At 61.2% G+C, this 25,062-nt stretch carries 29 protein-coding genes; 16 read left to right on the forward strand and 13 right to left on the reverse strand.

What is annotated here, in order from left to right; all coding sequences use genetic code 11:
• From CER19_RS04095 to CER19_RS04130, 8 genes are all read left to right on the forward strand, one after another.
• Positions 1–1,204 (forward strand): RHS repeat-associated core domain-containing protein (locus tag CER19_RS04095; protein WP_178088097.1); only part of this gene is annotated, 1,204 nt, incomplete at its 5' end.
• Positions 1,201–1,611: a hypothetical protein gene (locus tag CER19_RS04100; protein ID WP_116665499.1), complete on the forward strand. Its 411-nt coding sequence runs from the start codon at positions 1,201–1,203 to the stop codon at positions 1,609–1,611. The genes CER19_RS04095 and CER19_RS04100, both read left to right, overlap by 4 nt.
• 100 nt (positions 1,612–1,711) lie before the next feature.
• Positions 1,712–2,074: a hypothetical protein gene (locus CER19_RS04105; protein WP_116665500.1), complete on the forward strand. Its 363-nt coding sequence runs from the start codon at positions 1,712–1,714 to the stop codon at positions 2,072–2,074.
• A 138-nt stretch (positions 2,075–2,212) separates the two neighbouring features.
• Positions 2,213–3,352, forward strand: coding sequence for a Fic family protein (locus CER19_RS04110; RefSeq protein WP_116665501.1), 1,140 nt, complete (start codon positions 2,213–2,215; stop codon positions 3,350–3,352).
• A gap of 73 nt (positions 3,353–3,425) precedes the next feature.
• Complete coding sequence (locus CER19_RS04115; RefSeq protein ID WP_003194556.1) at positions 3,426–3,668, forward strand: exodeoxyribonuclease VII small subunit; 243 nt, start codon at positions 3,426–3,428, stop codon at positions 3,666–3,668.
• The gene (gene ispA / locus CER19_RS04120; protein ID WP_116665502.1) at positions 3,665–4,552 is read left to right on the forward strand and encodes a (2E,6E)-farnesyl diphosphate synthase; all 888 of its coding nucleotides are present in this window, start codon (positions 3,665–3,667) and stop codon (positions 4,550–4,552) included. Before CER19_RS04115 ends, ispA begins: the two co-directional genes overlap by 4 nt.
• A gap of 110 nt (positions 4,553–4,662) precedes the next feature.
• Complete coding sequence (dxs, locus tag CER19_RS04125) at positions 4,663–6,561, forward strand: 1-deoxy-D-xylulose-5-phosphate synthase (protein WP_116665503.1); 1,899 nt, start codon at positions 4,663–4,665, stop codon at positions 6,559–6,561.
• Between the two features lie 137 nt (positions 6,562–6,698).
• Positions 6,699–8,573: a TonB-dependent receptor domain-containing protein gene (locus tag CER19_RS04130; protein WP_116665504.1), complete on the forward strand. Its 1,875-nt coding sequence runs from the start codon at positions 6,699–6,701 to the stop codon at positions 8,571–8,573.
• A 90-nt stretch (positions 8,574–8,663) separates the two neighbouring features.
• Here CER19_RS04130 and CER19_RS04135 read toward each other — a convergent pair whose 3' ends face one another.
• The 11 genes from CER19_RS04135 to nrdR form a co-directional block, all read right to left on the reverse strand.
• The gene (locus CER19_RS04135) at positions 8,664–9,449 is read right to left on the reverse strand and encodes a cobalamin-binding protein (protein ID WP_116665505.1); all 786 of its coding nucleotides are present in this window, start codon (positions 9,447–9,449) and stop codon (positions 8,664–8,666) included.
• The gene (locus CER19_RS04140) at positions 9,446–9,865 is read right to left on the reverse strand and encodes a hypothetical protein (RefSeq protein WP_044269046.1); all 420 of its coding nucleotides are present in this window, start codon (positions 9,863–9,865) and stop codon (positions 9,446–9,448) included. The genes CER19_RS04135 and CER19_RS04140 overlap by 4 nt, the downstream gene beginning before the upstream one ends.
• On the reverse strand, positions 9,862–10,479 hold the full coding sequence (gene ribA, locus CER19_RS04145; RefSeq protein ID WP_005791841.1) for a GTP cyclohydrolase II: 618 nt from the start codon (positions 10,477–10,479) through the stop codon (positions 9,862–9,864). The genes CER19_RS04140 and ribA overlap by 4 nt, the downstream gene beginning before the upstream one ends.
• A gap of 218 nt (positions 10,480–10,697) precedes the next feature.
• A complete protein-coding gene (locus tag CER19_RS04150; protein ID WP_116665506.1) occupies positions 10,698–11,420 on the reverse strand; it encodes an ABC transporter substrate-binding protein in 723 nt (240 codons plus the stop codon).
• Positions 11,421–11,474: 54 nt separating this feature from the next.
• Positions 11,475–12,440, reverse strand: a complete 966-nt coding sequence (gene thiL, locus CER19_RS04155) for a thiamine-phosphate kinase (RefSeq protein WP_116665507.1) — start codon at positions 12,438–12,440, stop codon at positions 11,475–11,477.
• A gap of 18 nt (positions 12,441–12,458) precedes the next feature.
• A complete protein-coding gene (gene nusB / locus CER19_RS04160) occupies positions 12,459–12,959 on the reverse strand; it encodes a transcription antitermination factor NusB (protein ID WP_003194574.1) in 501 nt (166 codons plus the stop codon).
• Entirely contained in the window at positions 12,956–13,432 is a 477-nt protein-coding gene (gene ribE, locus CER19_RS04165; RefSeq protein WP_003194576.1) for a 6,7-dimethyl-8-ribityllumazine synthase, read from the reverse strand. Before ribE ends, nusB begins: the two co-directional genes overlap by 4 nt.
• An 88-nt stretch (positions 13,433–13,520) precedes the next feature.
• Positions 13,521–14,612: a bifunctional 3,4-dihydroxy-2-butanone-4-phosphate synthase/GTP cyclohydrolase II gene (gene ribBA / locus CER19_RS04170; RefSeq protein ID WP_116665508.1), complete on the reverse strand. Its 1,092-nt coding sequence runs from the start codon at positions 14,610–14,612 to the stop codon at positions 13,521–13,523.
• Between the two features lie 15 nt (positions 14,613–14,627).
• Positions 14,628–15,290, reverse strand: a complete 663-nt coding sequence (locus CER19_RS04175; RefSeq protein ID WP_116665509.1) for a riboflavin synthase — start codon at positions 15,288–15,290, stop codon at positions 14,628–14,630.
• Positions 15,291–15,338: 48 nt separating this feature from the next.
• Positions 15,339–16,466: a bifunctional diaminohydroxyphosphoribosylaminopyrimidine deaminase/5-amino-6-(5-phosphoribosylamino)uracil reductase RibD gene (gene ribD, locus CER19_RS04180; protein WP_116665510.1), complete on the reverse strand. Its 1,128-nt coding sequence runs from the start codon at positions 16,464–16,466 to the stop codon at positions 15,339–15,341.
• Complete coding sequence (gene nrdR / locus CER19_RS04185) at positions 16,463–16,927, reverse strand: transcriptional regulator NrdR (protein WP_019818855.1); 465 nt, start codon at positions 16,925–16,927, stop codon at positions 16,463–16,465. Before nrdR ends, ribD begins: the two co-directional genes overlap by 4 nt.
• A 140-nt stretch (positions 16,928–17,067) precedes the next feature.
• On the opposite strand from nrdR, the gene CER19_RS04190 reads away from it, so the two are divergent.
• The 3 genes from CER19_RS04190 (at position 17,068) to trxA (ending at position 19,174) form a co-directional block, all read left to right on the forward strand.
• Positions 17,068–17,523 carry a YbaY family lipoprotein gene (locus CER19_RS04190; RefSeq protein WP_003194586.1) on the forward strand — a complete coding sequence of 152 codons (456 nt, stop codon included), beginning with the start codon at positions 17,068–17,070 and terminating at the stop codon, positions 17,521–17,523.
• Positions 17,520–18,176 (forward strand): methyltransferase, encoded by a 657-nt coding sequence (locus tag CER19_RS04195; RefSeq protein ID WP_116665511.1) that lies wholly within the window; start codon positions 17,520–17,522, stop codon positions 18,174–18,176. The genes CER19_RS04190 and CER19_RS04195 overlap by 4 nt, the downstream gene beginning before the upstream one ends.
• Before the next feature lie 125 nt (positions 18,177–18,301).
• Positions 18,302–19,174 (forward strand): thioredoxin, encoded by an 873-nt coding sequence (gene trxA / locus CER19_RS04200; RefSeq protein WP_116665512.1) that lies wholly within the window; start codon positions 18,302–18,304, stop codon positions 19,172–19,174.
• A gap of 104 nt (positions 19,175–19,278) precedes the next feature.
• Here trxA and CER19_RS04205 read toward each other — a convergent pair whose 3' ends face one another.
• Positions 19,279–19,623, reverse strand: a complete 345-nt coding sequence (locus CER19_RS04205) for a hypothetical protein (RefSeq protein ID WP_116665513.1) — start codon at positions 19,621–19,623, stop codon at positions 19,279–19,281.
• A gap of 130 nt (positions 19,624–19,753) precedes the next feature.
• On the opposite strand from CER19_RS04205, the gene CER19_RS04210 reads away from it, so the two are divergent.
• The 5 genes from CER19_RS04210 (at position 19,754) to CER19_RS04230 (ending at position 23,938) form a co-directional block, all read left to right on the forward strand.
• Positions 19,754–20,353: a DUF2796 domain-containing protein gene (locus CER19_RS04210; RefSeq protein WP_116665514.1), complete on the forward strand. Its 600-nt coding sequence runs from the start codon at positions 19,754–19,756 to the stop codon at positions 20,351–20,353.
• Between the two features lie 148 nt (positions 20,354–20,501).
• Positions 20,502–21,212, forward strand: coding sequence for an ABC transporter ATP-binding protein (locus tag CER19_RS04215; RefSeq protein ID WP_116665515.1), 711 nt, complete (start codon positions 20,502–20,504; stop codon positions 21,210–21,212).
• 1 nt (position 21,213) lies between these two features.
• Positions 21,214–22,479, forward strand: coding sequence for an ABC transporter permease (locus CER19_RS04220; RefSeq protein ID WP_116665516.1), 1,266 nt, complete (start codon positions 21,214–21,216; stop codon positions 22,477–22,479).
• Positions 22,480–22,490: 11 nt separating this feature from the next.
• On the forward strand, positions 22,491–23,012 hold the full coding sequence (locus CER19_RS04225) for a DUF3299 domain-containing protein (protein WP_116665517.1): 522 nt from the start codon (positions 22,491–22,493) through the stop codon (positions 23,010–23,012).
• 227 nt (positions 23,013–23,239) lie between these two features.
• Complete coding sequence (locus CER19_RS04230; RefSeq protein WP_014720136.1) at positions 23,240–23,938, forward strand: OmpW family protein; 699 nt, start codon at positions 23,240–23,242, stop codon at positions 23,936–23,938.
• Positions 23,939–24,103: 165 nt separating this feature from the next.
• Here the strand turns inward: CER19_RS04230 and CER19_RS04240 are convergent, their stop codons facing one another.
• Positions 24,104–24,988 (reverse strand): sugar nucleotide-binding protein, encoded by an 885-nt coding sequence (locus CER19_RS04240; RefSeq protein WP_116665519.1) that lies wholly within the window; start codon positions 24,986–24,988, stop codon positions 24,104–24,106.
• Positions 24,989–25,062 lie beyond the last annotated feature (74 nt).

Consider the following 25,062-nt stretch of genomic DNA (forward strand, 5'->3'; position numbering starts at 1 on the left):
CGGCAACCTCACCCGCCTGCTCGACACCCGCAAAGGCGAACACCGCTACCACTACGACCCCCTCGCCCGCCTGACCCGCGCCGATCACTCCCAAGACGTGCAGGAACGCTTCGGCCATAACCCGGCGGGAAACTTGCTCATGCAAGACCGCCCTGGCCCAGACATTGTCGCGGCCAACCGCCTGGTGATCCAGGGCGACCGCCATTACGACTACGACGCCTTCGGAAACCTGATCCGCGAACGGCGAGGCAAGGGTCATCAACTCGTCACCGAATACCGCTACGACTGCCTGCATCGACTGATCGGCGTCACAAAACCGAACGGCGAAACCGCCAGTTATCGCTATGACACGTTTGGGCGGCGCATCAGCAAAACCGTAGATGACAAAACCACGGAGTTTTTCTGGCAAGGCGACAAGCTGATTGCCGAACACCATGCGGACTGTCATCGCAGCTACATCTACGAACCGGACAGCTTCCGCCCATTGGCGCTGCTGGAAGGCTATGGTCCAAAGGACACCAAGCCCTACCACTACCAACTCGACCACCTCGGTACCCCACAAGAACTCACCGCCCCAGACGGCGAAATCGTCTGGTCCGCCCACTACCGCGCCTACGGCCAGATCGCCCGCCTCGACGTAGGCAAAATCGAAAATCCGCTGCGTTTCCAAGGACAGTATTTCGACCAAGAAAGCGGGCTGCACTACAACCGCCATCGCTACTACAATCCGGACATTGGTCGTTACCTCACGCTGGATCCGGTGAAGTTGGCGGGTGGGATCAATGGGTATCAGTACGTGCCCAATCCTACGGGGTGGGTGGATCCGCTAGGATTAGCGTGCACTCGTGGCAATTGCCCAGGACAAAAAGGCCAAGCTTCTCATAAACATGAAGAAGAAACTCCAAAGGTAGGGAGTTCAACTCATTCCGCAACCTATGAGCAAGCGCTGAACAAAGCCCTTGAATGGTTACTGGAAAACGACTTTCGGGCGGAAAAACCAAAAGTAGGAAAATTCGGTGAACGTAAAGGTCAGCCCATCGGGATGCAAACAGCTGACGCGAGAACTGGTTATCGTATTGAATACGACGAAAGGCATGGCGCTCATATTAATGTATGGACCCACAGAAAGAACGGTCCTCATTACACTTTTGAAGGCACGTCAAAAACTGTGCTTCAGCTCACCAAGAGGTTCGCAAAGAAATGAGCTACCTTGACGACGAAATAATCAACGACCTCAAGAAAATGAGCGTCAAATTCAGCATTCTGTCAGAAGCCGAACACGATTTAATTGTTGAGTTAACAAATGAGACCATCCCTTTTTCAGGAAGCCAAATAGCTTGGAGTTTTTTTAAGGAGAAAACTTATATCGGCCCATCCTCTTCGCAAGTCACGCTAGAGAAATTAGAGAAAAAAATAAAATCCACTACCGAGCGGAATGTAATTTTCATCGGCGATGCAACCGACAATGCATATTCAATTACGACCTCCGGACTTATGCATGCACTACAATTTTTTTCGACAACCCCCCAACATACGTACATACTTCAAAAACCGCTAGACTGGATTGCTTGCATTTCATTTGAGGGTGATGTTGACTTTGCAAAATTTTAGAATATCCAAACCGCTAGCTCTTGTTGTTTGAAAACTTAGGCATATTAAATCAATTATAAAATACAGCACCCAAAGCCAAATGAAGATAAGAGTAACCTACGTGGTTTCTGACCAAGACATCCTACGTGTGAGATTCAACTCACCCTTCGGAGACGGTGTGGCTTTATGGAGCGATCCCGCACCAGAAATTGGTGAAGATCTAGACGTAGAGTTCGAGCTGGACGAAGTATTTTCTTGGCAAAAAAACATCATGCCGTCGATTGAAAATACACCACAGATCACCTTTACCAATGACACACATTCCATAATTGGCAAACTCATTCAAGATGGAGACGATAGTTGTGCCGCATTAAAGCTTGGCGACTCAATAATCCTTATTGAGCTCGATAAACCAATAAGACAGGAACTCGATTTAGTAGAGTTGAGAGTAAATACCATTCATCTATACCCAACAAACGTCTGAGCACGACTTCAACCACTGCGCCGCATACTCCTTGATAAGCGGGTCACCCCTAGACCATGAGCCGAATTCGTCACACAATCGGCTCACAAAATGAGCCGAATAGCTCCTCTATTTGGCTCACGCACCTAGGCCCTCCCCATGGATCATCCGAACTGGATCTGGCAACACACCGACTGGCCTCACTTTCACTGGCAGCCTGGGCGGCTGGCGGCCTTGCTGCGCGAGTGTGGGCAGGCCCAAGGCAAGCTATTGGGAATGCTGGGTTCTGTCAGCCAGGCAGTCAGCGCGCAGAATGAATTGGATACGCTGCTGCAAAATATTTTGACCTCTTCGGCCATCGAGGGTGAGCAATTGAACGTCGGTTCGGTGCGCTCCTCCCTGGCGCGACGGATGGGCTTGGAGGCCACGAAAGACGGTCAGGTCAGCCGCCGCAGTGAAGGGCTGGCCGACCTGATGATGGATGCCACCGAACACTATGCGCAGCCGTTCACCCTTGCGCGGTTGATGAATTGGCACCATTTGTTGTTCCCAACGCCAGAGGCAGGCTTTGCCACACGCGAGCTCAGCGTCGGCGCGTTGAGGGGCAATGAACCGATGCAGGTGGTGTCGGGCAGGCTTGATCGACCGACCGTGCACTTCGAGGCGCCGCCACGTCAGGGCCTGGAGCACGCTGTGGATGATTTCCTGGAGTGGTTCGAAACCAGTCGCAATCAACCTGAACTGGATCCATTGGTTCGCGCAGGTGTTGCGCACTTCTGGTTCATCACCTTGCATCCTTTCGATGATGGCAATGGTCGCCTGGCGCGCGCCATCACTGACTTGGCCTTGGCTCAGGGTGAACACCACGCCATTCGCTTTTACGCCATGTCGGCCAGCATCCTTGAAGATCGGGCCGGTTACTACACCGCCTTGGAGTCCAGTCAGAAGGCCACTTTGGATATCACCGACTGGTTGGAATGGTTCCTTAAAACCCTGTTGCGCAGCCTGCAGCAGGCGATGACACGGATTGACAGGGTACTGGCCAAGAGCCGGTTTTGGCAGCAGCACCGTGCCGTCTCGCTCTCGGTCGAGCAGGTCAAGGTACTCAATCGCCTGCTCGATGGTGGTGAGCGGGGCGTCGAACAGGGCATCAGCGCCGCGCAATACCAAGCGGAGGCCAAAGTGTCCAAGGCGACTGCGACGCGGCACCTGGCAGACCTGCTGGAGAAAAACTGCCTGGTGCGCCTCCCCGGGGGCGGCCGCAGTACGCGTTATCACGTCAATACCCCTTACGAGTAACCCCCACTCATTTGCCCCAATCCCCCATGTCTGCTAGTGTCGCGCCGGTTTACCGTCTACCGGAATTGCCGCCATGGCCCGCAAAAAAGTTGCACTCGATTTCGAACAATCCCTCGCCGACCTGCAAGCCTTGGTCGAGCGTCTGGAGAACGGCGAGTTGTCGCTGGAAGACTCGTTGACGGCGTTTGAGCAAGGCATCGGCCTGACCCGCGACTGTCAGAGCGCGCTGGCGCAGGCGGAGCAGAAGGTCCAAGTGTTGCTGGAGCGTGACGGGGAGTTGGCCGAAGAACCTTTCGATGCGGAACAGCCGGAATGATCAGCGCATATCAGGCCAGTAGCCAAGCCCGGGTGAATGCCGCGCTGGAGCCCCTGTTTGTTGCGCCAAGCCCGGAAATGACGCGCCTCTATGCAGCCATGCGCTATAGCGTGATGAATGGTGGCAAGCGGGTGCGCCCGTTGCTGGCCTATGCGGCCTGCGAAGCCCTGGGCGCGCCGGCGGCCGAGGCCAATGGCGCGGCGTGTGCGGTGGAGCTGATACACGCTTATTCCCTGGTGCATGACGATTTGCCAGCCATGGACGACGACGATCTGCGGCGCGGCCAGCCCACCACCCACAAAGCCTTCGACGAGGCGTATGCGATCCTGGCGGGCGATGGCTTGCAGAGCCTGGCGTTCAGCGCATTGCTGGACCCGCGTTTGAGCAGCGTCAACGCCGAGATCCGCCTGCGCATGGTCACCGCCCTGGCCCACGCCGCGGGCCCGGCTGGAATGGTCGGCGGGCAGGCCATCGACATGGGCTCGGTTAGTCTCAAGCTCGATCAAAAAGCCCTGGAACACATGCATCGCCACAAGACCGGTGCCCTGATTGAAGCCGCCGTGCAGTTGGGCGCCCTGGCCAGTGGCCGCGCCGGCGCGGAGCAATTGGCGGCCCTGCAGACCTATTCCCGCGCTATCGGCCTGGCCTTCCAAGTGCAAGACGATATTCTCGACGTGGAAAGTGACACCGCCACCCTCGGCAAACGCCAAGGCGCCGATATCGCACGGGACAAGCCGACTTATCCTGCATTGTTGGGGCTGGAAGCCGCCAAGGCGTATGCCATCGAGCTGCGTGACCAGGCCCTGGACGCCCTGCGACCTTTCGACGCGGCGGCCGAGCCACTGCGTGACCTGGCGCGGTATATCGTCGAACGTCGCCACTGACAGCCGCGGCCATTTGCGCCGCATATGGGCCAAGTTCGGCCCTCTGCGTGGGCAGTTTGCACGGCTTGAGGTAAACTGCCGCCTCTTCTATACCTATAACGATTCGCCTGATGCCCACGACGTTTCAAGAGATTCCCCGCAAACGCCCGTCTACGCCCCTGCTCGACCGTGCTGCCACGCCGGACGGCCTGCGTCGACTGGGTGAAGCCGAGCTGGAAACCCTGGCCGATGAGTTGCGCCTGGAATTGCTCTACACGGTCGGCCAGACCGGTGGGCATTTTGGCGCCGGGCTGGGCGTGATCGAGCTGACCATCGCCTTGCATTACGTGTTCGACACCCCGGACGACCGGCTCGTGTGGGACGTGGGCCACCAGGCGTATCCGCATAAAATCCTCACCGGCCGTCGCGAGCGCATGGCCAGCCTGCGCCAGAAGGACGGCCTGGCCGCCTTCCCGCGCCGTGCCGAGAGCGAGTACGACACCTTTGGCGTCGGCCACTCCAGTACGTCCATCAGTGCAGCGCTGGGCATGGCCATTGCCGCCCGCCTGCAAGGCAGTGAGCGCAAGGCGATTGCGGTGATTGGGGATGGCGCGCTGACCGCCGGCATGGCCTTCGAAGCGCTGAACCATGCGCCGGAAGTGGACGCCAACATGTTGGTGATCCTCAACGACAACGACATGTCGATTTCACGCAATGTCGGTGGCCTGTCCAATTACCTGGCGAAGATCCTCTCCAGCCGTACCTACGCCAGCATGCGCGAAGGCAGCAAGAAAGTACTGTCGCGTCTGCCTGGTGCGTGGGAAATCGCGCGTCGCACCGAAGAATATGCCAAGGGCATGCTGGTACCCGGCACCTTGTTCGAAGAGTTGGGCTGGAACTACATTGGCCCTATCGACGGCCACGACCTTCCCACCCTGATCGCGACGTTGCGCAACATGCGCGACCTCAAGGGCCCGCAGTTCCTGCATATCGTCACCAAAAAAGGCAAAGGTTTCGCTCCGGCGGAAGTCGACCCGATTGGTTACCACGCGATCACCAAGCTCGAACCCCTCGATGCCCCCGCCGCCGCGCCGAAAAAGGCCAGCGGGCCGAAGTATTCCGGTGTGTTTGGCGAATGGCTATGCGACATGGCCGCCGCCGACCCGCGTCTGGTGGGTGTTACCCCGGCGATGAAGGAAGGCTCCGATCTGGTGGCGTTCAGCGAGCGTTTCCCGCTGCGTTACTTCGACGTGGCGATTGCCGAGCAACATGCCGTGACCTTCGCGGCCGGCATGGCCTGCGAAGGCGCCAAGCCGGTAGTGGCGATCTACTCCACCTTCCTGCAACGCGGTTATGACCAGCTGGTTCACGATGTGGCGGTGCAGAACCTCGATGTGCTGTTCGCCATCGATCGCGCCGGCCTGGTAGGCGAAGACGGCCCGACCCATGCCGGCAGTTTCGACCTGTCGTACCTGCGCTGCATCCCCGGCATGCTGGTGATGACCCCGAGCGACGAGAACGAACTGCGCAAGATGCTCAGCACCGGCCACCTGTACAACGGCCCGGCAGCCGTTCGGTACCCGCGCGGCACCGGCCCGAACGCCGTGATCGAAAAAGACCTGGAGCCGATTGAAATCGGTAAAGGCATCGTGCGTCGCCAAGGCAGCAAAACTGCATTCCTGGTATTTGGCGTGCAACTGGCCGAAGCCTTGAAAGTCGCTGAGAAGATCGACGCCACCGTGGTCGACATGCGGTTCGTCAAGCCACTGGATGAAGCGTTGGTGCGCGAGATCACTGCTGGCCATGAACTGCTGGTGACCGTCGAAGAAAACGCCATCATGGGCGGCGCGGGTGCGGCGGTCAGCGAGTTCCTGGCGCGGGAGAACATCCTCAAATCGGTGCTGCACCTGGGCTTGCCGGATGTGTACGTCGAACACGCCAAGCCGGCGCAGATGCTGGCTGAATGCGGGTTGGATGAGGCGGGTATCGAGGCGTCTGTTCGCGAGCGCCTGGCGCTCTTGAATCTATAACCATCCCCACATGTGGGAGCTGGCTTGCCTGCGATGACGGCGGCACATTCGCTAACAATGTGTCAGATACACCGCTATCGCAGGCAAGCCAGCTCCCACAATGGTTTTGCATGACCTTCGAATGCTATGGACAGCCCATGAAACGCCTGTGCCTTGCCCTGCTGCTTCTGCCCTGCGCTGACCTGCTCGCCGACACCCGCGACCAGGCTCTGAAGCTCTCCGACGTGGTCATCAGCGCCAACCGCCAAGTGCAGGCGCGTAATGACAGCAGCGCCGCCAACACCGTCTTCACCCGTGCCGACATCGACCGCCTGCAACCCACCAGCGTCACCGACCTGCTCAGCCGCGTGCCGGGCGTGCAAGTTGCGCCAACCGGTGGGCGTGGCAGTTTGCCGGGGATTTTCATTCGCGGCACCAAGTCGGCGCAGAGCCTGGTGCTGGTGGACGGCCAACGCATCGCCAACACCACCTCCGGCGACAGCGGCTTGCAATACCTCAACGTCGATCAGATTGAACGGGTGGAAGTGCTGCGCGGTTCACGCTCGGTGATCTACGGCAGTGATGCGATTGGCGGGGTGATTCAGGTGTTTACCCGGCGCAATGCCGAGCAAGGCTTGCAGCCGCGCTTGAAGCTGGGCTTTGGCAGCAACCAGACCTGGGAGCGCAGCCTGGGCCTGTCGGGCGGCGATGAACACACGCGTTTCAACCTGGGCGCGAGCCTGGATGAAACTGCCGGTATCAACGCGAGCCACGCGTCGTTTCCCAGTGACGGCGACCATGATGCCTACCGCAATCAGTCCATCAGCCTGAACCTCAGCCATTCGTTCAGCGATGAGCTGGAGGTGGGTTTCAACCTGTTGGATAACCGTGGCAAGTCGGAGTACGACAACAGTTATGGCCGCTACGACGGCGCCACCGGGCAGAGCGTCGGCCAGAAACCCTACACCGACTACACCGTGAGCAGCGCCAGCGGCTATCTCGATGCCAAGCTCAATGACAGCTGGCAGTCGCGCCTGGAGCTGGGCCACAGCGAAAACCGCGACACCAAGCGTGACACCCTCAGCGATGACTTCAGCGCGTTCAATACCTACCGCGACTCGGTCAACTGGCAAAACGACCTGAGCCTGAATGAGCAAAACAGCCTGATCGTCGGCGGCGACTGGTACGAAGACCGTTTCCACGGTTCCACCACCTTTACCGAAAACGGCCGCTGGAACCGGGCGGCCTTCGTGCAGCACCGCTTCCATAGCCAATGGTTTTCCACCGAGCTGGGCCTGCGCCGCGACCAGAACCAGCAGTTCGGCGGCCAGAGCAGTTGGAGCGGCACCCTGACTGTGCCGGTCAACCCTGACAATGACCTGCTCTTGAGCTATAGCGAAGGCTTTCGCGCGCCGACCTTCAACGACCTCTATTACCCCGACACGCAGTACAGCAACCCAAACCTGCAGCCCGAGACATCAAAGAGCTACGAGCTGCAATGGCGCAGCCAGCTGACCGACAGCGCACGTCTGGAAGCCTCGCTGTATCGCACCGACCTGAGCGACGCGATCATCCTTGACGCCGGCAAGCCGCAAAACGTGGCGTCGGCGCGGATCAACGGCTTTGAAGCGGCGCTCAAGCAGGAACTGTTTGGCTGGCAGAGCAACCTGGGCCTGTCGCTTATCGACCCGCGTGACCGTGACAGCGGCCACACCCTGGCACGTCGCGCACGGCGAACAGTGAACCTGGATCTGGACCGGCAATTTGATCAACTCGGTCTCGGCGCCAGCTGGCAAGCGATCAGCAGCAGCTACGACGATGAAGCCAACCGCAACCGTATGGGCGGTTATGCCTTGTTGGGGCTGCGCAGTAGTTGGGCGTTGAACCGGGAGGTGTCGTTGTCGCTGAAGGTGGATAACGTGCTGGACAAGTCTTATGCACGGGCGAAGTACAGCTACCTCGGGGAAAGCCAGAATTATCGTGAAGAAGGTCGGGTGTGGATGGTTGGGGTGACGTGGACCCCTGAGATCTAAGTAACCTGAACCGGCGTCATCGCAGGCAAGCCAGCTCCCACAGGGGAATGCATTTCAATTGTGGGAGCTGGCTTGCCTGCGATAGCGTTGTCACAGGTTCGGCGCAATCACCTGGCACAACCGCCCCACCGCCTCCAACATCTGCCCGCTGGGCCGCTCCAGGCCCTTGTCCGGCACTAACCGCACCCGAGCAGCCATCGCCGGCCATGCCTTCCAGGCCTCCCTCTGAGCCTGATCCCCCACCAGGATCACCTCGGGATCACGCGCCAGCACCGACTCGATATTCACCTGCGGCGCCGGCAACTTCAGGTCATCAAACACATTGCGCGCCCCGCACACACTGAGGGCATCGCTGATGATCTGCCCACCGCCCACGGTGTACAGCGGCTGGTTCCACACTTGGTAGAACACCCGCAGCGGCTCAGCCCGCTGGTAGCGCTGGCGCAACTCGGCCAAGCGCTGGCGCAATTGTGCCGCGAGCTGGTGCCCGGCCTCAGCGCGGCCCAATTGCTCGGCAATGGCCTGCACCTGGGCGGTCAGTTGTTCAAGGCTGTGGGGTTCGGCGACGTACACCGGGATATTCAACCGCTGGAGCTGCTCGCGCTGGGCCGGGCCGACGCTGCCAGGCCAGAGCAGGATCAGGTCGGGCTTGAGGCTGAGCAGGCGCTCCATGTCCAACTGGCCGTAGTGCCCGACCGAGGGCACCTTCGCCAACGCCGCCGGGCGGTCACCACCGTCAAGCACGCCGACCAACAAGTCCTCGGCACCCAGCTCAAGCACGATTTCTGAGAGTGACGGCGCCAGGCTGACGACGCGTTCGACCGCCAACGCCTGGGCACTGAATACCAGTAGCAGCGCCAGCCAGTAGCGCCTCATCCCAACTGACGCGGTATGCGATAGAGGTAGAACAGCACCAGCGTCGACAGTGCCAACAGAAACAACGGCACCGCCTCCAGGCCGACGAACACCGCCAGCGCGCCAATCCAGGCCGGTAATGCTGCAACCAGCAAGGCCGTGCGCCGACGCGCCGCCAGGGTGATCCAGGCTGCCGGTTCTTCGGCGGTATCCAGGGCTTTAGACGTGGCGATCAGCGCGTGTTTATAGGCATGAAAATAACGCAGGCTGAGAAACATTGAGGCCACGCCAGCGATGAAGAACGGCATGGCCAATACGGGCAACAAGGATTCAGCACGGCCAAACAGCAGGTTGATCACGAACAAGGGCAGCAATGCCAGCGCCAGGTACTGCCACCAGTTGAAGGACAGTCGCCGTTTCACCTGGCCACGGGTCACGCGCGGTCGACCTCGCCCTGGTGCTCGTTGCCCATCATGTGGTCGAGCTTGCTGGCTTTGGTGGCCAGGTAGAGTTTGTTGTGCGGGTTGTGCCCGGTGTGCAACGGCACGCGCTCGGCCACGGTGATGCCCATCTCGGTCAAGGCTTTGACCTTGCGCGGGTTGTTGGTCATCAGACGCAGGGATTTGACCCCCAGGTGCTCGAGCATCGGCAGGCAGATGGCGTAGTCGCGCTGGTCGGCAGCAAAGCCCAGGCGCTCGTTGGCCTCGACGGTGTCGGCGCCGCCGTCTTGCAGCTCGTAGGCACGAATCTTGTTCAACAGGCCAATGCCCCGGCCTTCCTGACGCAAGTACAGCAACACGCCACGGCCTTCACGGGCGATGGCTTGCAGTGCAGCCTCCAGTTGCGAGCCGCAGTCACAGCGCTGGCTGAACAGCGCATCGCCGGTCAGGCACTCGGAATGCACACGCCCCAGCACCGGCGCACCATCGGTGATGTCGCCGAGGCTGAGCACAACGTGCTCGCGCCCGGTGGCTTCTTCAAGAAAGCCGTTCATGGTGAACGTGGCAAAAGGGGTAGGCAGCTTGGAAGCGGCGACGAAAACGACGGGCACCGTGTGCTCCTGATTTCAGATTTCACAGAGGCGGGCATTGTAACAGCACGTTCCTACAGACGCTTAAGCTGAATTATCGCTGATAAAGATCAATAGGTTCGATTGGCCTTTGGATTGATTCTATGTAGGAGCGAGCTTGCTCGCGAAAGTGGTCAACGATGACGCGGATATTCTGAATCAACGCGGCGTCTATGGGTTTTTCGCGAGCAAGCTCGCTCCTAGAAGGGGTAGGGCTGTTTCCAACGGTCGAAAATTGCCTTCAGCTCACCGGTCTTGATCAGGCTGGCCAGACGCTGGTCATACACGGTCATCAATGCCCTGCCGCGCTCGTTATCGGCAAAGGCTACGTAGAGCGGCAGTTCAGCGATATGGGTGAGCTTGAACAGTGCTGGGTCTTGCGCCTGACTGAGCACGTACTTGGCTTCGGTGAGGGCGTCGATATAAAAATCGGCGCGACCGTGTTGCAGCATTGGCAAGATCCCGTCGCGCCGTTCGATCTGGTTGAAGCGGCGCACGGTGGGCAGGTATTCCTCGTATTTATAGCCGCGCACCCAGGCCAGGCGGTAGTTGCCCAAGGTCGCCAGGGTCGGTGTCGGCGTAGTGGCCAACCCGAGGGCGTAGACATGATCGGCGTCGAAGTTCCTGCGCGGGTACAGCACACCGCTGGCCTCATCGCGATAGGTGCCGAGACAACCATCCACTTCACCACGCTGGGCCAGGCCGACCGAGCGGGTGTAGGGTACGCTGCGGATGTGCACGGTGATGCCAGCCGGTTCAAAGACTTGGCGCAACAGGTCCCAGGCCAGGCCGCTGCCATCTTTGTTGGTGTAGTCGTTCCACTCTTCACTGGCCAGCACGATTTTGCCGGGCATGGGAGTGTCCGCCTGGGCCAGGGAAGCGAAGGTACACAGCACGATCAGCAGCCAGCGGCATGCAGCCATAGTCACGGCCTCTTTCTCGGGATAATCGTATAAAGGGTAGCGCAGACCGCCGGCTTAGGGCGTCTGGCGAAAATGCTGGTAGCCGCGCACAGCCGGGGTGATGTCCTGGCCGTTGACGTCGAGCAGCGTCACGCCCTGCCCCGCTTCGACCCGGCCGACCACATGCACCGGCCAGCCATCCGCCTGCAACGGCGCCAACTCGGACGGCGGCAAGGTGAACGCCAGCACATAGTCGTCGCCCCCGCTCAGCGCCGCCACGTGAGCCTGGTCTTCACCAACAAACGCCAGCAAGGCCTCGGACAACGGCAACCGCTGGCGCTCAACCACCAGGCGCACGGCTGACGCCTTGGCGATATGCCCACAGTCGGCCAACAGCCCATCAGAGATATCCATGGCCGCTGTCGCCTTGCCGCGCAGCGCCAGCCCCAGGGCCAGCTGCGGTTGCGGCGACCAGTAATGCGCCAGCAGCGGCTCGGCGATGGCTGCGTCAGCCGTGCGTTGCCCCACTACCAGCGGCAAGGCGCCAGCGGCATTGCCTAACTCGCCACCCACACACAGCAGGTCGCCCGGCTGTGCACCGCTGCGCGTCAAGGCCTGGCCAGCCGGCACACGGCCGAACACGGTCAGGGTCAGGCTCAGCGGCCCACGGGTGGTATCGCCGCCCACCAAGCCTACGCCGCAGCTTTGCGCCATGGCGTTCAAGCCTTGGGCATAGCGTTGCAGCCAATCGGCTTCGACGCTCAGCGTGGTCAGGGCAAGGGTAAAGGCGAGGGGGTGGGCGCCCATGGCGGCCAGGTCGCTCACCGCCACGGCCAGCGAGCGCTGGCCGAGCAGGAACGGGTCACAGGGGTCGGCAAAATGCACACCTGCCACCAGCGTATCGGTGGAGACTGCCAGTTGCTCCCCGGCGGGAAGCGCCAGCAAGGCGCAGTCGTCGCCGATCCCCAGGGCAATGCCTTCGCCACCTTGCGCACAGGGCGCGGCGGCGAAGTATGTGCGGATCAGCTCAAACTCACCCATTGAGGAATCAAGCGCAGATTAGCGCTTGTGTTCCTTCACTTCGGCTTCACGCAGGCGCGGGGCCAGTTTGTCGAGCACGCCGTTGACGAACTTGTGGCCGTCGGTCGAACCGTAGACTTTCGCCAGTTCGATGCCCTCGTTGATCACGACGCGGTACGGCACGTCAACGCGCTTGAGCAGCTCCCAGGTGGACAGGCGCATCACGCACAGCTCAACCGGGTCGAGTTCTTCGATGGTCAGGTCCAGGCATGGCGCCAGGGCTGTGTCGATCTCGGTCAGGTTGGCATGCACGCCGTGCAGGATGTCGTGGAAGTACGGCAGATCGGCGAAGGTGAAATCGTTGTCAACGCGAAACTGCGCTTCGATCTCGTTCAGCGAAGCACCTGCCAGGTGACGCTGGTACAGCGCCTGGGTGGCCAGTTGACGAGCAGCGCGACGCTTTTCGTTCTTGGAAGGCTTGCCGGCGTCCGCAGGGCGAGGCTCGCGCGGGTTGAAACGATCGCTTTCGTCGGAAATCACTTGGCCTCCAACTGCGACAGCAGGCTGACCATTTCCAGGGCGGACAAGGCAGCTTCGGCGCCTTTGTTACCGGCCTTGGTGCCGGAACGCTCGATGGCTTGCTCGATGGAATCCACGGTCAGTACGCCGAAAGCGACTGGCACGCCGAACTCCATGGACACCTGGGCCAGGCCCTTGGTGCATTCGCCGGCCACGTATTCGAAGTGCGGGGTACCGCCACGGATCACTGCGCCCAGGGCGATGATCGCCGCGTATTCACCCTGCTGAGCAACTTTTTGCGCAACCAGTGGAATTTCGAAGGCGCCAGGCGCACGGATAAGGGTGATATCGCTCTCGCTCACACCGTGGCGAACCAGGGCGTCAACGGCACCGCTTACCAGGCTTTCAACCACGAAGCTGTTGAAGCGGCCAACCACCAGGGCATAGCGGCCTTTGGGGGCGATGAAGGTACCTTCGATGGTCTTCAGGGTCATTCGACAAATCTCTTAAAGAGCCGGGACGCGAAAAGTGCGTCCCTTAGTGATGATTTAACCGCGAACAAGGGGCAAAAATCGCCGGCCTTTATTCGGAGGGCACGTATTCTACAACTTCCAGGTCGAATCCGGATATCGCATTAAACTTCATCGGTGCGCTCATCAGGCGCATTTTGCGCACGCCCAGGTCGCGCAGGATCTGCGAACCGGCACCGACGATGCTGTAGGTGGTCGGTTTTTTCACCGGCACGGCGTCGGCGGTTTCGCGGATGTGCGCCAGCAACACGTCACCATCGAGCGGGTGACCGAGCAACAGCCCCACCCCGCTCCCCGCCTCGGAAACCGCAGCCATAGCGGCGCGCAGGCTCCAGCGGCCCGGCTGCTTGACCATCAACAGGTCACGCAGTGGGTCCATGTTGTGTACGCGTACCAGGGTCGGCTCTTCTGCGCAAATGTTGCCGAGGGTCAGGGCCATGTGCACGTCGCCTTCCACTGAATCACGGTAGGTCACCAAATTGAATTGGCCCAGTTCACTGTCCAGTGGCTGCTCGGCAATCCGCTGAACGGTACGTTCGTGGATCATGCGGTAGTGAATCAGGTCGGCGATGGTGCCGATCTTGAGGTTGTGCTCGGCGGCAAAGGCTTCGAGTTCAGTACGACGGGCCATCGTGCCATCGTCATTCATCACTTCGCAGATCACCCCGCTTGGCTCGAAACCGGCCATGCGCGCCAAATCGCAGGCGGCTTCGGTGTGGCCGGCACGGGCCAGGGTACCGCCCGGCTGGGCCATCAGCGGGAAGATGTGGCCGGGGCTGACGATATCTTCGGCCTTGGCGTCTTTCGCGGCGGCGGCTTGCACGGTGCGGGCTCGGTCTGCGGCGGAAATGCCGGTGGTGACGCCCGTGGTGGCTTCAATCGACACGGTGAACTTGGTGCCGAAACCCGAGCCATTGCGCGGCGCCATCAACGGCAGCTTGAGCAATTCACAGCGTTCGCGGCTCATGGGCATGCAGATCAGCCCACGGGCGTGCTTGGCCATGAAGTTGATATGCTCAGGCTTGCACGCTTCGGCGGCCATGATGATATCGCCTTCGTTCTCGCGATCTTCGTCATCCATGAGGATGACCATCTTGCCTTGGCGGATGTCTTCAACCAGTTCTTCGATGCTATTGAGCGCCACGCGGCACCCCCTTGGTCAGGATTTCAGGTAGCCGTTAGCGGCCAGAAAACTTTCGGTGATGTTGCCTGATGCAGGCTCTGCGGCCTTTTCGCCCAGCAACAGGCGCTCCAGGTAACGGGCAAGCAAGTCCACTTCCAGGTTCACCCGGCGGCCCGGCTGGTACGAGGCCATGATGGTTTCGCTGAGGGTGTGGGGAATGATGGTCAGTTCAAATTCGGCGCCATTCACGGCGTTCACGGTCAGGCTGGTGCCATCGACTGTGATCGAGCCTTTGTGGGCGATGTACTTGGCCAGCTCTTTGGGCGCGCGGATACGGAATTCCACGGCGCGGGCGTTTTCGCTGCGGGCCACCACTTCGCCGACGCCGTCGACGTGGCCGCTGACCAGGTGACCGCCCAGGCGGGTGGTCGGCGTCAGGGCTTTTTCCAGGTTCACCGGGCTGCCGGCCGCAAGATCGTTCATCGCGGTGCAGTCCAGGGTTTCCCGGCTGACATCGGCGGCAAAGCCGTTGCCTGGCAGCTCGATGACGGTCAGGCACACGCCGCTGACGGCAATGCTGTCGCCCAGCTTGACGTCGCCGAGGTCCAGCTTGCCGGTTTCAACCAGCAGGCGGACATCGCCGCCTTTGTGGGTCATTGCACGGATGCTGCCGATGGATTCGATAATGCCGGTGAACATTTCGTACTCCTGAAAACGAGGGGCTGACGCTTAAGCGCAGGCCGGGAATTATACGCTCGCTGTCGGGACCGGAATGGCAGTGACTCGCCAGTCGTCGCCTACAGCGCGCATGTCAGTGATCTTGAGTTGGGGCGCGTCGGCGAGTTTCTCAAGCGGCCAGTCCAGCAACGGGCGGGCAGCGGAGCCGAGGAACTTGCAAGCGATGAATATCACGTATTCATCCACCAGCCCTTGTTGGGCAAACGCACCGGCCAGGCTTGGGCCCGCTTCCACCAGCACGTCGTTGACGCCACGGGCAGCCAGGGCGACCAATGCCGAGCGCAGGTCAACCTGGCCGTCCACGCCCGGTACCACCAGGCACTCAGGGCCACGGGGGAACTGGTTCTGCGCGGTGACGCAGGTGATGACCAATGCCGGGCCGGCCTTGAAGAACGGCGCGTTGAGCGGCACCCGCAGGCGGCCATCGATCAGCACGCGCAGCGGCGGGGGCGACACGGCCAGGGCGGTGGTTGCGTCGTCCAGGCCCAGTTCGGCAGCGCGTACGGTCAAGCGGGCACCGTCGGCCAGTACCGTGTCGGCACCGGTCAACACCACACTGGCCTCGGCGCGCAAGCGTTGTACCGCAGCACGGGCAGCGGGGCCGGTGATCCATTGGCTTTCGCCGCTGGCCATCGCCGTGCGGCCGTCCAGACTCATCGCCAACTTGACCCGCACAAACGGCAAGCCGTGCTCCATGCGCTTGAGGAAACCCGGGTTAAGCGCCCGCGCTTCGGTTTCCAGCACACCACTACGAACCTCGATACCGGCCTGGGCCAGGCGTTGCATGCCTCGGCCAGCCACTTCGGGGTTCGGGTCCTGCATGCCGGCTACCACCCGCGCGACACCGGCTGTCACCAGCGCATCGGCACAGGGCGGTGTACGGCCATGATGGCTGCACGGTTCAAGGGTCACGTACACCGTCGCGCCACGGGCCTTGTCGCCAGCGGCGCGCAGGGCATTGGGCTCGGCATTGGGCTCGCCGGTACGCTCATGCCAGCCTTCGCCGACAATCTGCCCGTCACGCACTATCACGCAGCCAACCCGCGGGTTGGGGTGCGTGGTGTACAGGCCCTTGCGCGCCAATTCGAGGGCGCGGGCCATGTAATGGGCGTCGAGCACAGCCTGTTCAGAGGTCATTGTTTGGAGGGCTCACGGGCCAGGCGGTCGATCTCTTCGCGGAACTCATTGAGGTCCTGGAAGCGTCGATACACCGAGGCAAAACGGATATAGGCGACTTCGTCGAGCTTTTGCAGCTCGCCCATCACCAGCTCACCGACCACCAGGCTCTTGACCTCGCGCTCGCCGGTCGCCCGCAGCTTGTGCTTGATATGCACCAGCGCCGCTTCCAGGCGCTCGACACTCACCGGGCGTTTTTCCAGGGCGCGCTGCATACCGGCGCGCAGTTTTTCTTCGTCGAAAGGCTGGCGGCTGCCGTCGGACTTGATCAGACGCGGCAGCACCAGTTCGGCGGTTTCGAAGGTGGTGAAACGTTCACCACAGGCCAGGCATTCGCGCCGGCGACGCACTTGGTCGCCCTCGGCGACCAGACGCGAGTCGATGACCTTGGTGTCGTTGGCACCGCAGAAGGGACAGTGCATGGTTGGCAGGCAACAAAAAATGGGAGGGCCATGGTAGCGCATCCCTGTGGCAAGACAAGCCATAGCCTTTACGGTATATAGGCAGGCTTATATGTTTGATATTTTTTAAGCCACGGATTTTGTCCTTTCTGGAGCCGTACATGCAGTTACGACCACTCGTTCTACTCAGCCTGTTCAGTTTTCTGGTCGCCTGCAGCAGCGAAGCCCCCAAGCCGGCCGCGCCTCAACCAACCCCCGCGCAAGAGAAAAAAGTCCCAGGCATTGAAGACCTCGGCCCCCTGCCCGCCTATCAGCGCGAAATCAGCGGCAGCCTGACCAACGTGCCGGCCGGTGCCGAAGTCGAGATGGCGCTCTTGGTCATCGACGACCGTTCGCGCCCGCAGCAACTGCTCGCCAGCAGCGTACTGAGCGGCAACGGCAAGCCCTTGGCCTTCCGTCTGCGCTTCAACCCTGAAGCCTTCCCGGCCGGTGCCCGTGTTGAATTGCGCGGTCGCGCCAGCCAGTCCGGCCAGCTGATCCTGCATCTGCCTGCCGTGCGCGTCACCCAGGCGATCACCCAGAGCACCGGCCCCCTGCAACTCGTCAAGGCGCCATGACGCCACCGCTGGGCCTGCAACACGCCTTGAGCGCGTTGATTGGCGATGCGCAATTGGTGCCCTGCCCGTTGCCGGGCACCGCGTTGTCGTTGTGGCTGCTGGACGCCGACAACATGGACCGCGCCTTCAGCCAGGAAGAAACCCGGCGCATCCTGCATGAGCCGCCCTACTGGAGTTTTTGCTGGGCCAGCGGCCTGGCGTTGGCGCGTTACCTGGCAGCGCATCCCGAGTGGGTCGCCGGCAAACGCGTGCTGGATTTCGGCGCAGGTTCGGGCGTAGCCGGGATCGCCGCCGTCAAAGCTGGTGCCCTGGAGGTGGTGGCCTGCGACCTGGACCCACTGGCCTTGGCCGCTTGCCGTGCGAATGCCGAGCTCAACCAGGTGGCGCTGAGTTATTCGGCAGACTTTTTTGCCGAAGCCGACCGCTTCGACCTGATCCTGGTGGCCGACGTGCTCTACGACCGCGCCAACCTGCCGTTGCTGGATCAGTTCCTCACCCGCGGCCGCGAAGCGCTGGTGGCGGATTCGCGGGTACGGGATTTCCAGCATCCGGATTACACGCGGCTGGAGATCCTTGAGGCCCTGACCCTGCCGGACCTGGCCGAGCCTTGGGAGTTTCGCAAGGTGAGCCTGTACCATTCGCGGCGCGCTTGAGGCCATCGCGGGCAAGCCCGCTCCCACAGGGGAATGCATTTCAAGATGGGAGCTACCACGATGCTTTCAGCCAACCTCGCCAGCCCTTATAGTTGCCCCCATTCCCGCTTTATTCGAGACGCCCCATGAGTGAGCCCACGCCGTACATCTTCGACGTCACCACCGCCAACTTCGATCAGGCCGTTATCCAGAACTCCTTCGAAAAGCCTGTATTGGTCGATTTCTGGGCCGAATGGTGCGCCCCCTGCAAAGCACTGATGCCAATGCTGGCGAAGATTGCCGAGAGTTATCAGGGTGAGTTGCTGCTGGCCAAGATCGACTGCGAAGCCGAACAGGACATCGTGGCGCGTTTTGGTATTCAAAGCCTGCCGACGGTGGTGCTGTTCAAGGATGGCCAACCAGTAGACGGTTTTGCCGGTGCACAGCCGGAGTCGGCGGTACGGGCGATGCTCGAGCCCCACGTGCAGATGCCGCCACCGGCTGCGGCGGACCCGTTGGAGCAAGCTCAGGCGCTGTTCAGCGAAGGGCGTATCAGCGAGGCCGAAGCGCTGCTGGTGCAGTTGTTGGGCGAGGACAATACCAACGCCGCAGCCTTGATTCTGTATGCACGTTGCCTGGCTGAGCGCGGTGAGCTGGGTGAAGCCCAGGCCGTGCTCGACGCGGTCAAGAGCGACGAGCACAAGGCCGCCCTGGCCGGGGCCAAGGCGCAAATCACCTTCCTGCGCCAGGCTGCGGACTTGCCGGACGCTGCCGAGCTGAAAAGCCGCCTGGCGCAAAACCCCCAGGACGACGAAGCGGCCTATCAGTTGGCGATCCAGCAACTGGCGCGCCAGCAATACGACGCGGCGCTGGAAGGTTTGCTCAAGTTGTTTATCCGCAACCGCAGCTACAGCGAAGGCCTGCCCCACAAGACCTTGCTGCAGGTGTTCGAATTGCTGGGCAATGATCACCCCCGGGTCACGGTGTACCGCCGCAAGTTGTTTGCCGCGCTGTACTAACCCAACCCTGGTAGGAGCGAGCTTGCTCGCGAAAAACCCAAAGGCACCGCGTTAATTCAGGATGCCCGCATTATCGTTGACGTTTTTCGCGAGCGAGCTCGCTCCTACAAAGGGCCAACCCATGTGTAGAGCGGTGTGTCGCCGCCGCTGGCCACCTTCACGCTCGCGCTGTGGCGCAGGCGCACCAGCAGGCGCTTGCCCGCCCCGGCATCGCCAGCCAAGCCTTCGAGTTGGTCGAGCAATTCCAGGCCATTGAGTTGCCCGGCCTTGCGCAGCAAATCCTGGGCGTTCTGCCACAGGTCTTCGTTCTGTTTGACCGGCGCCGCAGCCGGTGCGCTGGGCGTTGGGGCGGTCTGCAGTTGGGCGCCCAATCGCGCCCAATCGCCGTCGTCCAGCTCCAGGGTCAAGTCCACCGGCAGATCGCCGATGGTTCCACGAATTCGCAACATCGTCCTTACTCCTGCATTTTTTCTGACGGGCATGCTCCCATGCAGCTTGCGCAACACCAAGCGGGCGGTCAAACTCTCGGATCAATTGTTATAAGATCACATAACAAAACTTTCATCCTGGAGCCCTCTCATGCGCCGTTTGCTGCTTGCTTTGCCGTTTGCCCTGCTGCCACTGGCTGTCGCTCATGCTCACGAAGACCATGACCACGAACACGGCAGCCTCGGCGCCCATGAACATGGCGTCGGGCGCCTGAATGCCGTACTGGACGGCCAGGCCCTGGAGCTGGAACTGGACAGCCCGGCCATGAACCTGGTGGGTTTCGAACATGCAGCCACCAGCGACGCCGACAAAGCCAAGGTCGCCGCCGTGCGCAAACAGCTGGAAAATCCATCGGCACTGTTCAACCTGCCCAAAGCCGCAGGTTGCGTGGTCAGCAGCCAGGAACTCAACAGCCCGTTGTTCGGCGACAAACCGGAGGCCGAGCATGACGACGATGACCACGCCACCGACGGCAAAGGCGCCGCCGCCCACAAGCATGATCACGACCACAGTGAAATCCACGCCCATTACCAGTTCACCTGCGCCACGCCGGCGGCCCTGGGCAACCTAGACTTGAGCCAAGTGTTCAAGACCTTCCCCGCCACCAAGAAAATTCAGGTACAACTGATCGGCCCGAGCGGTCAGCAAGGTGTTGACGCGACGGCAACCGCCGCCACCCTGAAGTTCTGACTTGAAAGCACAGTCCCTGTGGGAGCTGGCTTGCCTGCGATACAGGCGACGCGGTGCAGCAGGCACACCGTAGCGATGCCATCGCAGGCAAGCCAGCTCCCACAGTGGATCTGCGCCATTTTCGACTACCAGGCGACACTGACTTCCCATGACTCAAGCGTTAATCGAACTGTCCGACCTGGGCTTCCACTGGCCCGGTCACCCGCAGTTGCTGGACATTCCCGCGTTCCGCCTGGAACCCGGGGAAACCCTGTTTCTCAAGGGCCCGAGCGGCAGTGGCAAGACCACTTTGCTCGGGCTGTTGGGAGGCGTGCAGAAACCCAGCCAAGGCAGCATCCGCCTGCTCGGCCAGGAGTTGACCGAACTCTCGGCCGGCGCTCGTGACCGTTTCCGTGTGGACCACACCGGCTATATCTTCCAGCAGTTCAACTTGCTGCCGTTTCTGTCGGTACGCGAAAACGTCGAACTGCCTTGCCACTTTTCCAAGCTGCGCGCGCAACGGGCCAAACAGCGCCACGGCAGTGTCGACCAGGCCGCCGCGACCTTGCTCGCGCACCTGGGTTTGAAGGACCCGAGCCTGCTGGAACGCCGTGCCGATTCGCTGTCCATCGGCCAGCAACAACGGGTGGCCGCTGCCCGAGCGCTGATCGGCCAGCCAGAACTGGTGATCGCCGACGAACCCACCTCGGCCCTGGACTACGACGCCCGCGAAGCCTTCCTGCAGTTGCTGTTCGCAGAATGCCGCGAAGCGGGCGCCAGCCTGTTGTTTGTCAGCCATGACCAGAGCCTGGCGTCGCTGTTCGACCGCAACCTGTCGCTGGCCGAACTCAATCGCGCCGCCATGCCCGCAGAGGTTTGAGATGTATCTGTTCCGTCTAGCCATGGCCAGCCTGGCTAACCGCCGCTTCACCGCGATCCTCACCGCGTTTGCCATCGCGCTTTCCGTCTGCTTGCTGCTCGCGGTGGAGCGTGTGCGCGTCGAGGCGCGTAACAGTTTCGCCAGCACCATCAGCGGTACCGACCTGATCGTCGGCGCCCGTTCCGGCTCGGTCAACCTGCTGCTGTATTCGGTGTTCCGCATTGGCAACGCCACCAACAACATCCGTTGGGACAGCTACGAGCACTTCGCCGCCAGCCCTCAAGTGAAATGGGCGATCCCGATCTCCCTCGGCGACTCCCATCGCGGCTACCGGGTGATGGGCACCAACGAATCCTACTTCGAACACTACCAGTACGGGCGCAAGCAAAACCTCGAGCTGGCCAGCGGCCGCACCTTCGCCACCGACCCGTTCGAAGTGGTGCTCGGCGCCGAAGTGGCCGACGCCCTGCATTACAAACTCGGCGACAAGCTGGTGTTGGCCCATGGCGTGGCAGTGGTCAGCCTGGTCAAGCATGACGACAAACCGTTCACGGTAGTCGGCATTCTCAAGCGCACCGGCACGCCAGTGGACCGCACGTTGCATATCAGCCTCGGCGGCATGGAAGCGATCCATATCGACTGGCACAACGGCGTGCCGGCCCAGGGCAAAGGCCGCATCAGTGCCGACCAGGCGCGCAATATGGACCTGGCGCCGCAAGCCATCACTGCGTTCATGCTCGGCCTGAACAACAAGATTTCCACCTTTGCCTTGCAAAGAGAGATCAATGAATTTCGTGGCGAGCCAATGCTGGCGATCCTGCCAGGCGTGGCGTTGCAAGAACTGTGGAGCATGATGGGCACCGCCGAAAAAGCCTTGTTCGTGATCTCGCTGTTCGTGGTGCTGACCGGTTTGATCGGCATGCTCACGGCAATCCTCACCAGCCTTAACGAGCGTCGCCGCGAGATGGCGATCTTGCGGTCGGTGGGCGCGCGGCCTTGGCACATCGCAACGCTGCTGATCTTCGAAGCCTTCGCCCTGGCCTTGTCCGGCGTGGTGGCAGGCCTGGGTTTGCTGTACCTGTGCATCGCCGCCTCGCGCGGTTATTTGCAGGCCAACTACGGCCTGGACCTGCCGATGTCGTGGCCGAGCGAATATGAATGGACGTTGCTCGCCGGTATCCTGGCAGCCGCCCTGTTGATGGGCAGCGTGCCCGCGTGGCGCGCCTACCGCCAATCTTTGGCCGATGGCCTGTCCATCCGTTTATGAGGAAGGCTTCGATGCGTCGTGCCCTGTTTACCCTGTTGTTGTTGATGGCCGTGCCTGCCTGGGCGGATGAACAGCCCAAGGATTTGTCCTGGCAGGAGATGATCCCGCCGGATGCGCCACCTGAAGTGCCCAATATGAAGCCGCTGCACGACCTGTCGAACATGGCCGATGCCTTGTCCGTCGAGGCCGAGCCCGCAGCCAAGCAGGACATGCCCAACGCGCCGGTGGTACAGAGCCTGGACGGCCAGCACATTCGCCTGCCGGGGTATATCGTGCCCCTGGAAGTCAGCGAAGAAGGTCGCACCACGGAGTTTTTGCTGGTGCCGTATTTCGGCGCCTGCATCCATGTGCCGCCACCGCCGTCGAACCAGATTGTGCATGTGAAAAGCGAGGTGGGGGTGAAGCTCGATGAGCTGTATCAACCGTACTGGATCGAGGGCGCGATGCAGGTCAAGCCATCGTCCAGCGAATTGGCGGACGCTGGTTACCAGATGGACGCTCAGAAGATTTATATGTACGAGCTTGAGGAATAACCCCACACACCGAAGATCCAAATGTGGGAGTGGGCTTGCTCGCGAAAGCGGTGTATCAGTCGCTGCATCTGTTACTGCACCACCGCTTTCGCAGACAAGCCAGCTCCCACAGGTTTAGATCGGTGGCGAAAGAGACTGATCACCCTTTCATTGAGCTGAGTCAAAAGACCGAACGGAACGATCTTTACCATTGGACGTACAACTTTTAAACGTCCTTTGGAGCTCCCATGAACAAGTCTCTGCTCGGCGCGTCCCTCTTCGCGCTCGCCCTCGTCGCCCCCGTCGCCCACGCTCACCAGGCGGGCGATATTCTGGTTCGCGCCGGTGCAATCACCGTGAACCCGAAGGCCGACAGCAGCAGCGTCAAGGTTGACCAGGGCCCATTGGCCGGCACCAATCTGGGCGGCAAGGCGACCATGAGCAGCGACACCCAACTGGGCTTGAACTTCGCCTACATGATCACCGACCACGTCGGCATCGAATTGCTCGCGGCCACGCCGTTCGAGCATGACGTGAAGATCAAGAACACCGCCCTGGGCGCCGCCAACGGCAAGCTCGGCACGCTGAAACACCTGCCGCCGACCTTGAGCGTCGTGTACTACCCGCTGGACCACAAGTCCGCGTTCCAGCCGTATGTGGGCGCTGGTATCAACTACACCTGGATCTATGACGAGCACGTGGGCAGCCGTGCCGAGCAGGCCGGTTTCAGCAACTTCAAGGCCGAAAACTCCTGGGGCTGGGCTGCACAGATCGGCGCCGACTACATGATCAACGACAAGTGGATGATCAACGCCCAGGCGCGCTACATCGACATCAGCACCAAGGCGACTGTGGATAACAACGCGCTGGGCCAGGGCACTCGGGCCAAGGTCAATGTGGATGTAGACCCGATGGTTTACATGGTGGGTATCGGCTACAAGTTCTGAGTCCCGTTTAAGCCACACCGCATAACCCATGTGGGAGGAGGCTTATGTGGGAGCCGGGCTTGCCCGCGATGCAGACACCTCGGTGTATCAGTGATACCCAGGTGATGCTATCGCAGGCAAGCCAGCTCCTACATAAGTCCCCTCCCACTTTTGGTTTTGGGGATGTCAGCTATGGCGGTAGAAGCGATCCAGTAGAGCCGGCAAGCCTGCCCGCCATGCCCGTGGGTTGATGCCAAAGGTGTGGAGGGTTTTCTTGCAGGCCACCACCGCATGCTGCGGTTCATCCGCCGCATCCGGCCGCGCTGCGTGAGCCTGGGCGGTGGGGGACTCGATGGCCAACGGATGGAAATTACGCGCTTCAGTGAGAATCGCCTGGCCCAGCGCCAACGGCGTAGTCGCCTCGTGGCCGGCGTAGTGGTAGGTACCCCACAGCGGCGCGGCGCAATCGAGTTGTTTGAGCACCGAGATGATCACCCGCGCCGCATCGTCCACCGGCGTCGGGTTGCCCCGGCGGTCGTCGGCCATCAGCAGCTCGTCGGCGTTCTCGGCCCGGGCCAGGAAGCGCCCGAGCGTGCCGTCGACGCTGTCATCGAGCAGCCAGCCAAACCGCAGCAGCACATGCTGCGGGCACGTGGCGCGCACGCTTTGTTCGATACGCCACAACGCCTGGCCGCGCAGGCCCAGGGGCACCGGCTCGTCTTTCTCGCTGTAGGCGGTGGCGCGAGAGCCATCGAACACACGGTAGCTGGACGGTTGCAACAGGGTGATGCTGTGATGCTGACACAGCTCGGCCAGGCGTTCGATGGCGAACTCCTGGGCGGCCAGGCGGGTTTCGCTCACGGCTTCGGCCTGGAACCAGTCGAAATAGTAGGCGAGGTTGATCAAGGCATCGGGACGGGAGTCGTCGAGCAATTGGGTGAGGCTTGCGGCATCCCAGCCGTCTTGGGGCGGTTTGGGGGCGAGGAAACCGATGTCTTCCTCCGCACCGAGGCGAATCAGCGCCTGCCCGAGGGCATTCCCGCCGCCCAGTAACATAAGGCGCATTCGCATAGATTGAGCAGGCCCGGTCTGTTTGGAACGATGGTTATTATCGACAGGCGTGTGTGCTCTGTCGTAGGTCATTG

Origin of the sequence: Pseudomonas sp. GL93 (assembly GCF_003408955.1) — a bacterium.
Lineage (GTDB): Bacteria > Pseudomonadota > Gammaproteobacteria > Pseudomonadales > Pseudomonadaceae > Aquipseudomonas > Aquipseudomonas paracarnis.

Bases quoted from the DNA above. Each gene is read 5' to 3' on its own strand.
- CER19_RS04195 (WP_116665511.1), top strand. From the start codon at position 17,520: ATGACGCCACCGCTGGGCCTGCAACACGCCTTGAGCGCGTTGATTGGC.
- CER19_RS04110 (WP_116665501.1), top strand. From the start codon at position 2,213: ATGGATCATCCGAACTGGATCTGGCAACACACCGACTGGCCTCACTTT.
- ribE (WP_003194576.1), bottom strand. From the start codon at position 13,432: ATGACCCTGAAGACCATCGAAGGTACCTTCATCGCCCCCAAAGGCCGC.
- CER19_RS04150 (WP_116665506.1), bottom strand. From the start codon at position 11,420: ATGGCTGCATGCCGCTGGCTGCTGATCGTGCTGTGTACCTTCGCTTCC.
- CER19_RS04215 (WP_116665515.1), top strand. From the start codon at position 20,502: ATGACTCAAGCGTTAATCGAACTGTCCGACCTGGGCTTCCACTGGCCC.
- CER19_RS04100 (WP_116665499.1), top strand. From the start codon at position 1,201: ATGAGCTACCTTGACGACGAAATAATCAACGACCTCAAGAAAATGAGC.
- CER19_RS04210 (WP_116665514.1), top strand. From the start codon at position 19,754: ATGCGCCGTTTGCTGCTTGCTTTGCCGTTTGCCCTGCTGCCACTGGCT.
- CER19_RS04205 (WP_116665513.1), bottom strand. From the start codon at position 19,623: ATGTTGCGAATTCGTGGAACCATCGGCGATCTGCCGGTGGACTTGACC.
- dxs (WP_116665503.1), top strand. From the start codon at position 4,663: ATGCCCACGACGTTTCAAGAGATTCCCCGCAAACGCCCGTCTACGCCC.
- CER19_RS04135 (WP_116665505.1), bottom strand. From the start codon at position 9,449: ATGAGGCGCTACTGGCTGGCGCTGCTACTGGTATTCAGTGCCCAGGCG.
- CER19_RS04225 (WP_116665517.1), top strand. From the start codon at position 22,491: ATGCGTCGTGCCCTGTTTACCCTGTTGTTGTTGATGGCCGTGCCTGCC.
- ribD (WP_116665510.1), bottom strand. From the start codon at position 16,466: ATGACCTCTGAACAGGCTGTGCTCGACGCCCATTACATGGCCCGCGCC.
- CER19_RS04230 (WP_014720136.1), top strand. From the start codon at position 23,240: ATGAACAAGTCTCTGCTCGGCGCGTCCCTCTTCGCGCTCGCCCTCGTC.
- nrdR (WP_019818855.1), bottom strand. From the start codon at position 16,927: ATGCACTGTCCCTTCTGCGGTGCCAACGACACCAAGGTCATCGACTCG.
- CER19_RS04220 (WP_116665516.1), top strand. From the start codon at position 21,214: ATGTATCTGTTCCGTCTAGCCATGGCCAGCCTGGCTAACCGCCGCTTC.
- CER19_RS04175 (WP_116665509.1), bottom strand. From the start codon at position 15,290: ATGTTCACCGGCATTATCGAATCCATCGGCAGCATCCGTGCAATGACC.
- CER19_RS04190 (WP_003194586.1), top strand. From the start codon at position 17,068: ATGCAGTTACGACCACTCGTTCTACTCAGCCTGTTCAGTTTTCTGGTC.
- ispA (WP_116665502.1), top strand. From the start codon at position 3,665: ATGATCAGCGCATATCAGGCCAGTAGCCAAGCCCGGGTGAATGCCGCG.
- CER19_RS04130 (WP_116665504.1), top strand. From the start codon at position 6,699: ATGAAACGCCTGTGCCTTGCCCTGCTGCTTCTGCCCTGCGCTGACCTG.
- trxA (WP_116665512.1), top strand. From the start codon at position 18,302: ATGAGTGAGCCCACGCCGTACATCTTCGACGTCACCACCGCCAACTTC.
- CER19_RS04115 (WP_003194556.1), top strand. From the start codon at position 3,426: ATGGCCCGCAAAAAAGTTGCACTCGATTTCGAACAATCCCTCGCCGAC.
- thiL (WP_116665507.1), bottom strand. From the start codon at position 12,440: ATGGGTGAGTTTGAGCTGATCCGCACATACTTCGCCGCCGCGCCCTGT.
- CER19_RS04240 (WP_116665519.1), bottom strand. From the start codon at position 24,988: ATGCGAATGCGCCTTATGTTACTGGGCGGCGGGAATGCCCTCGGGCAG.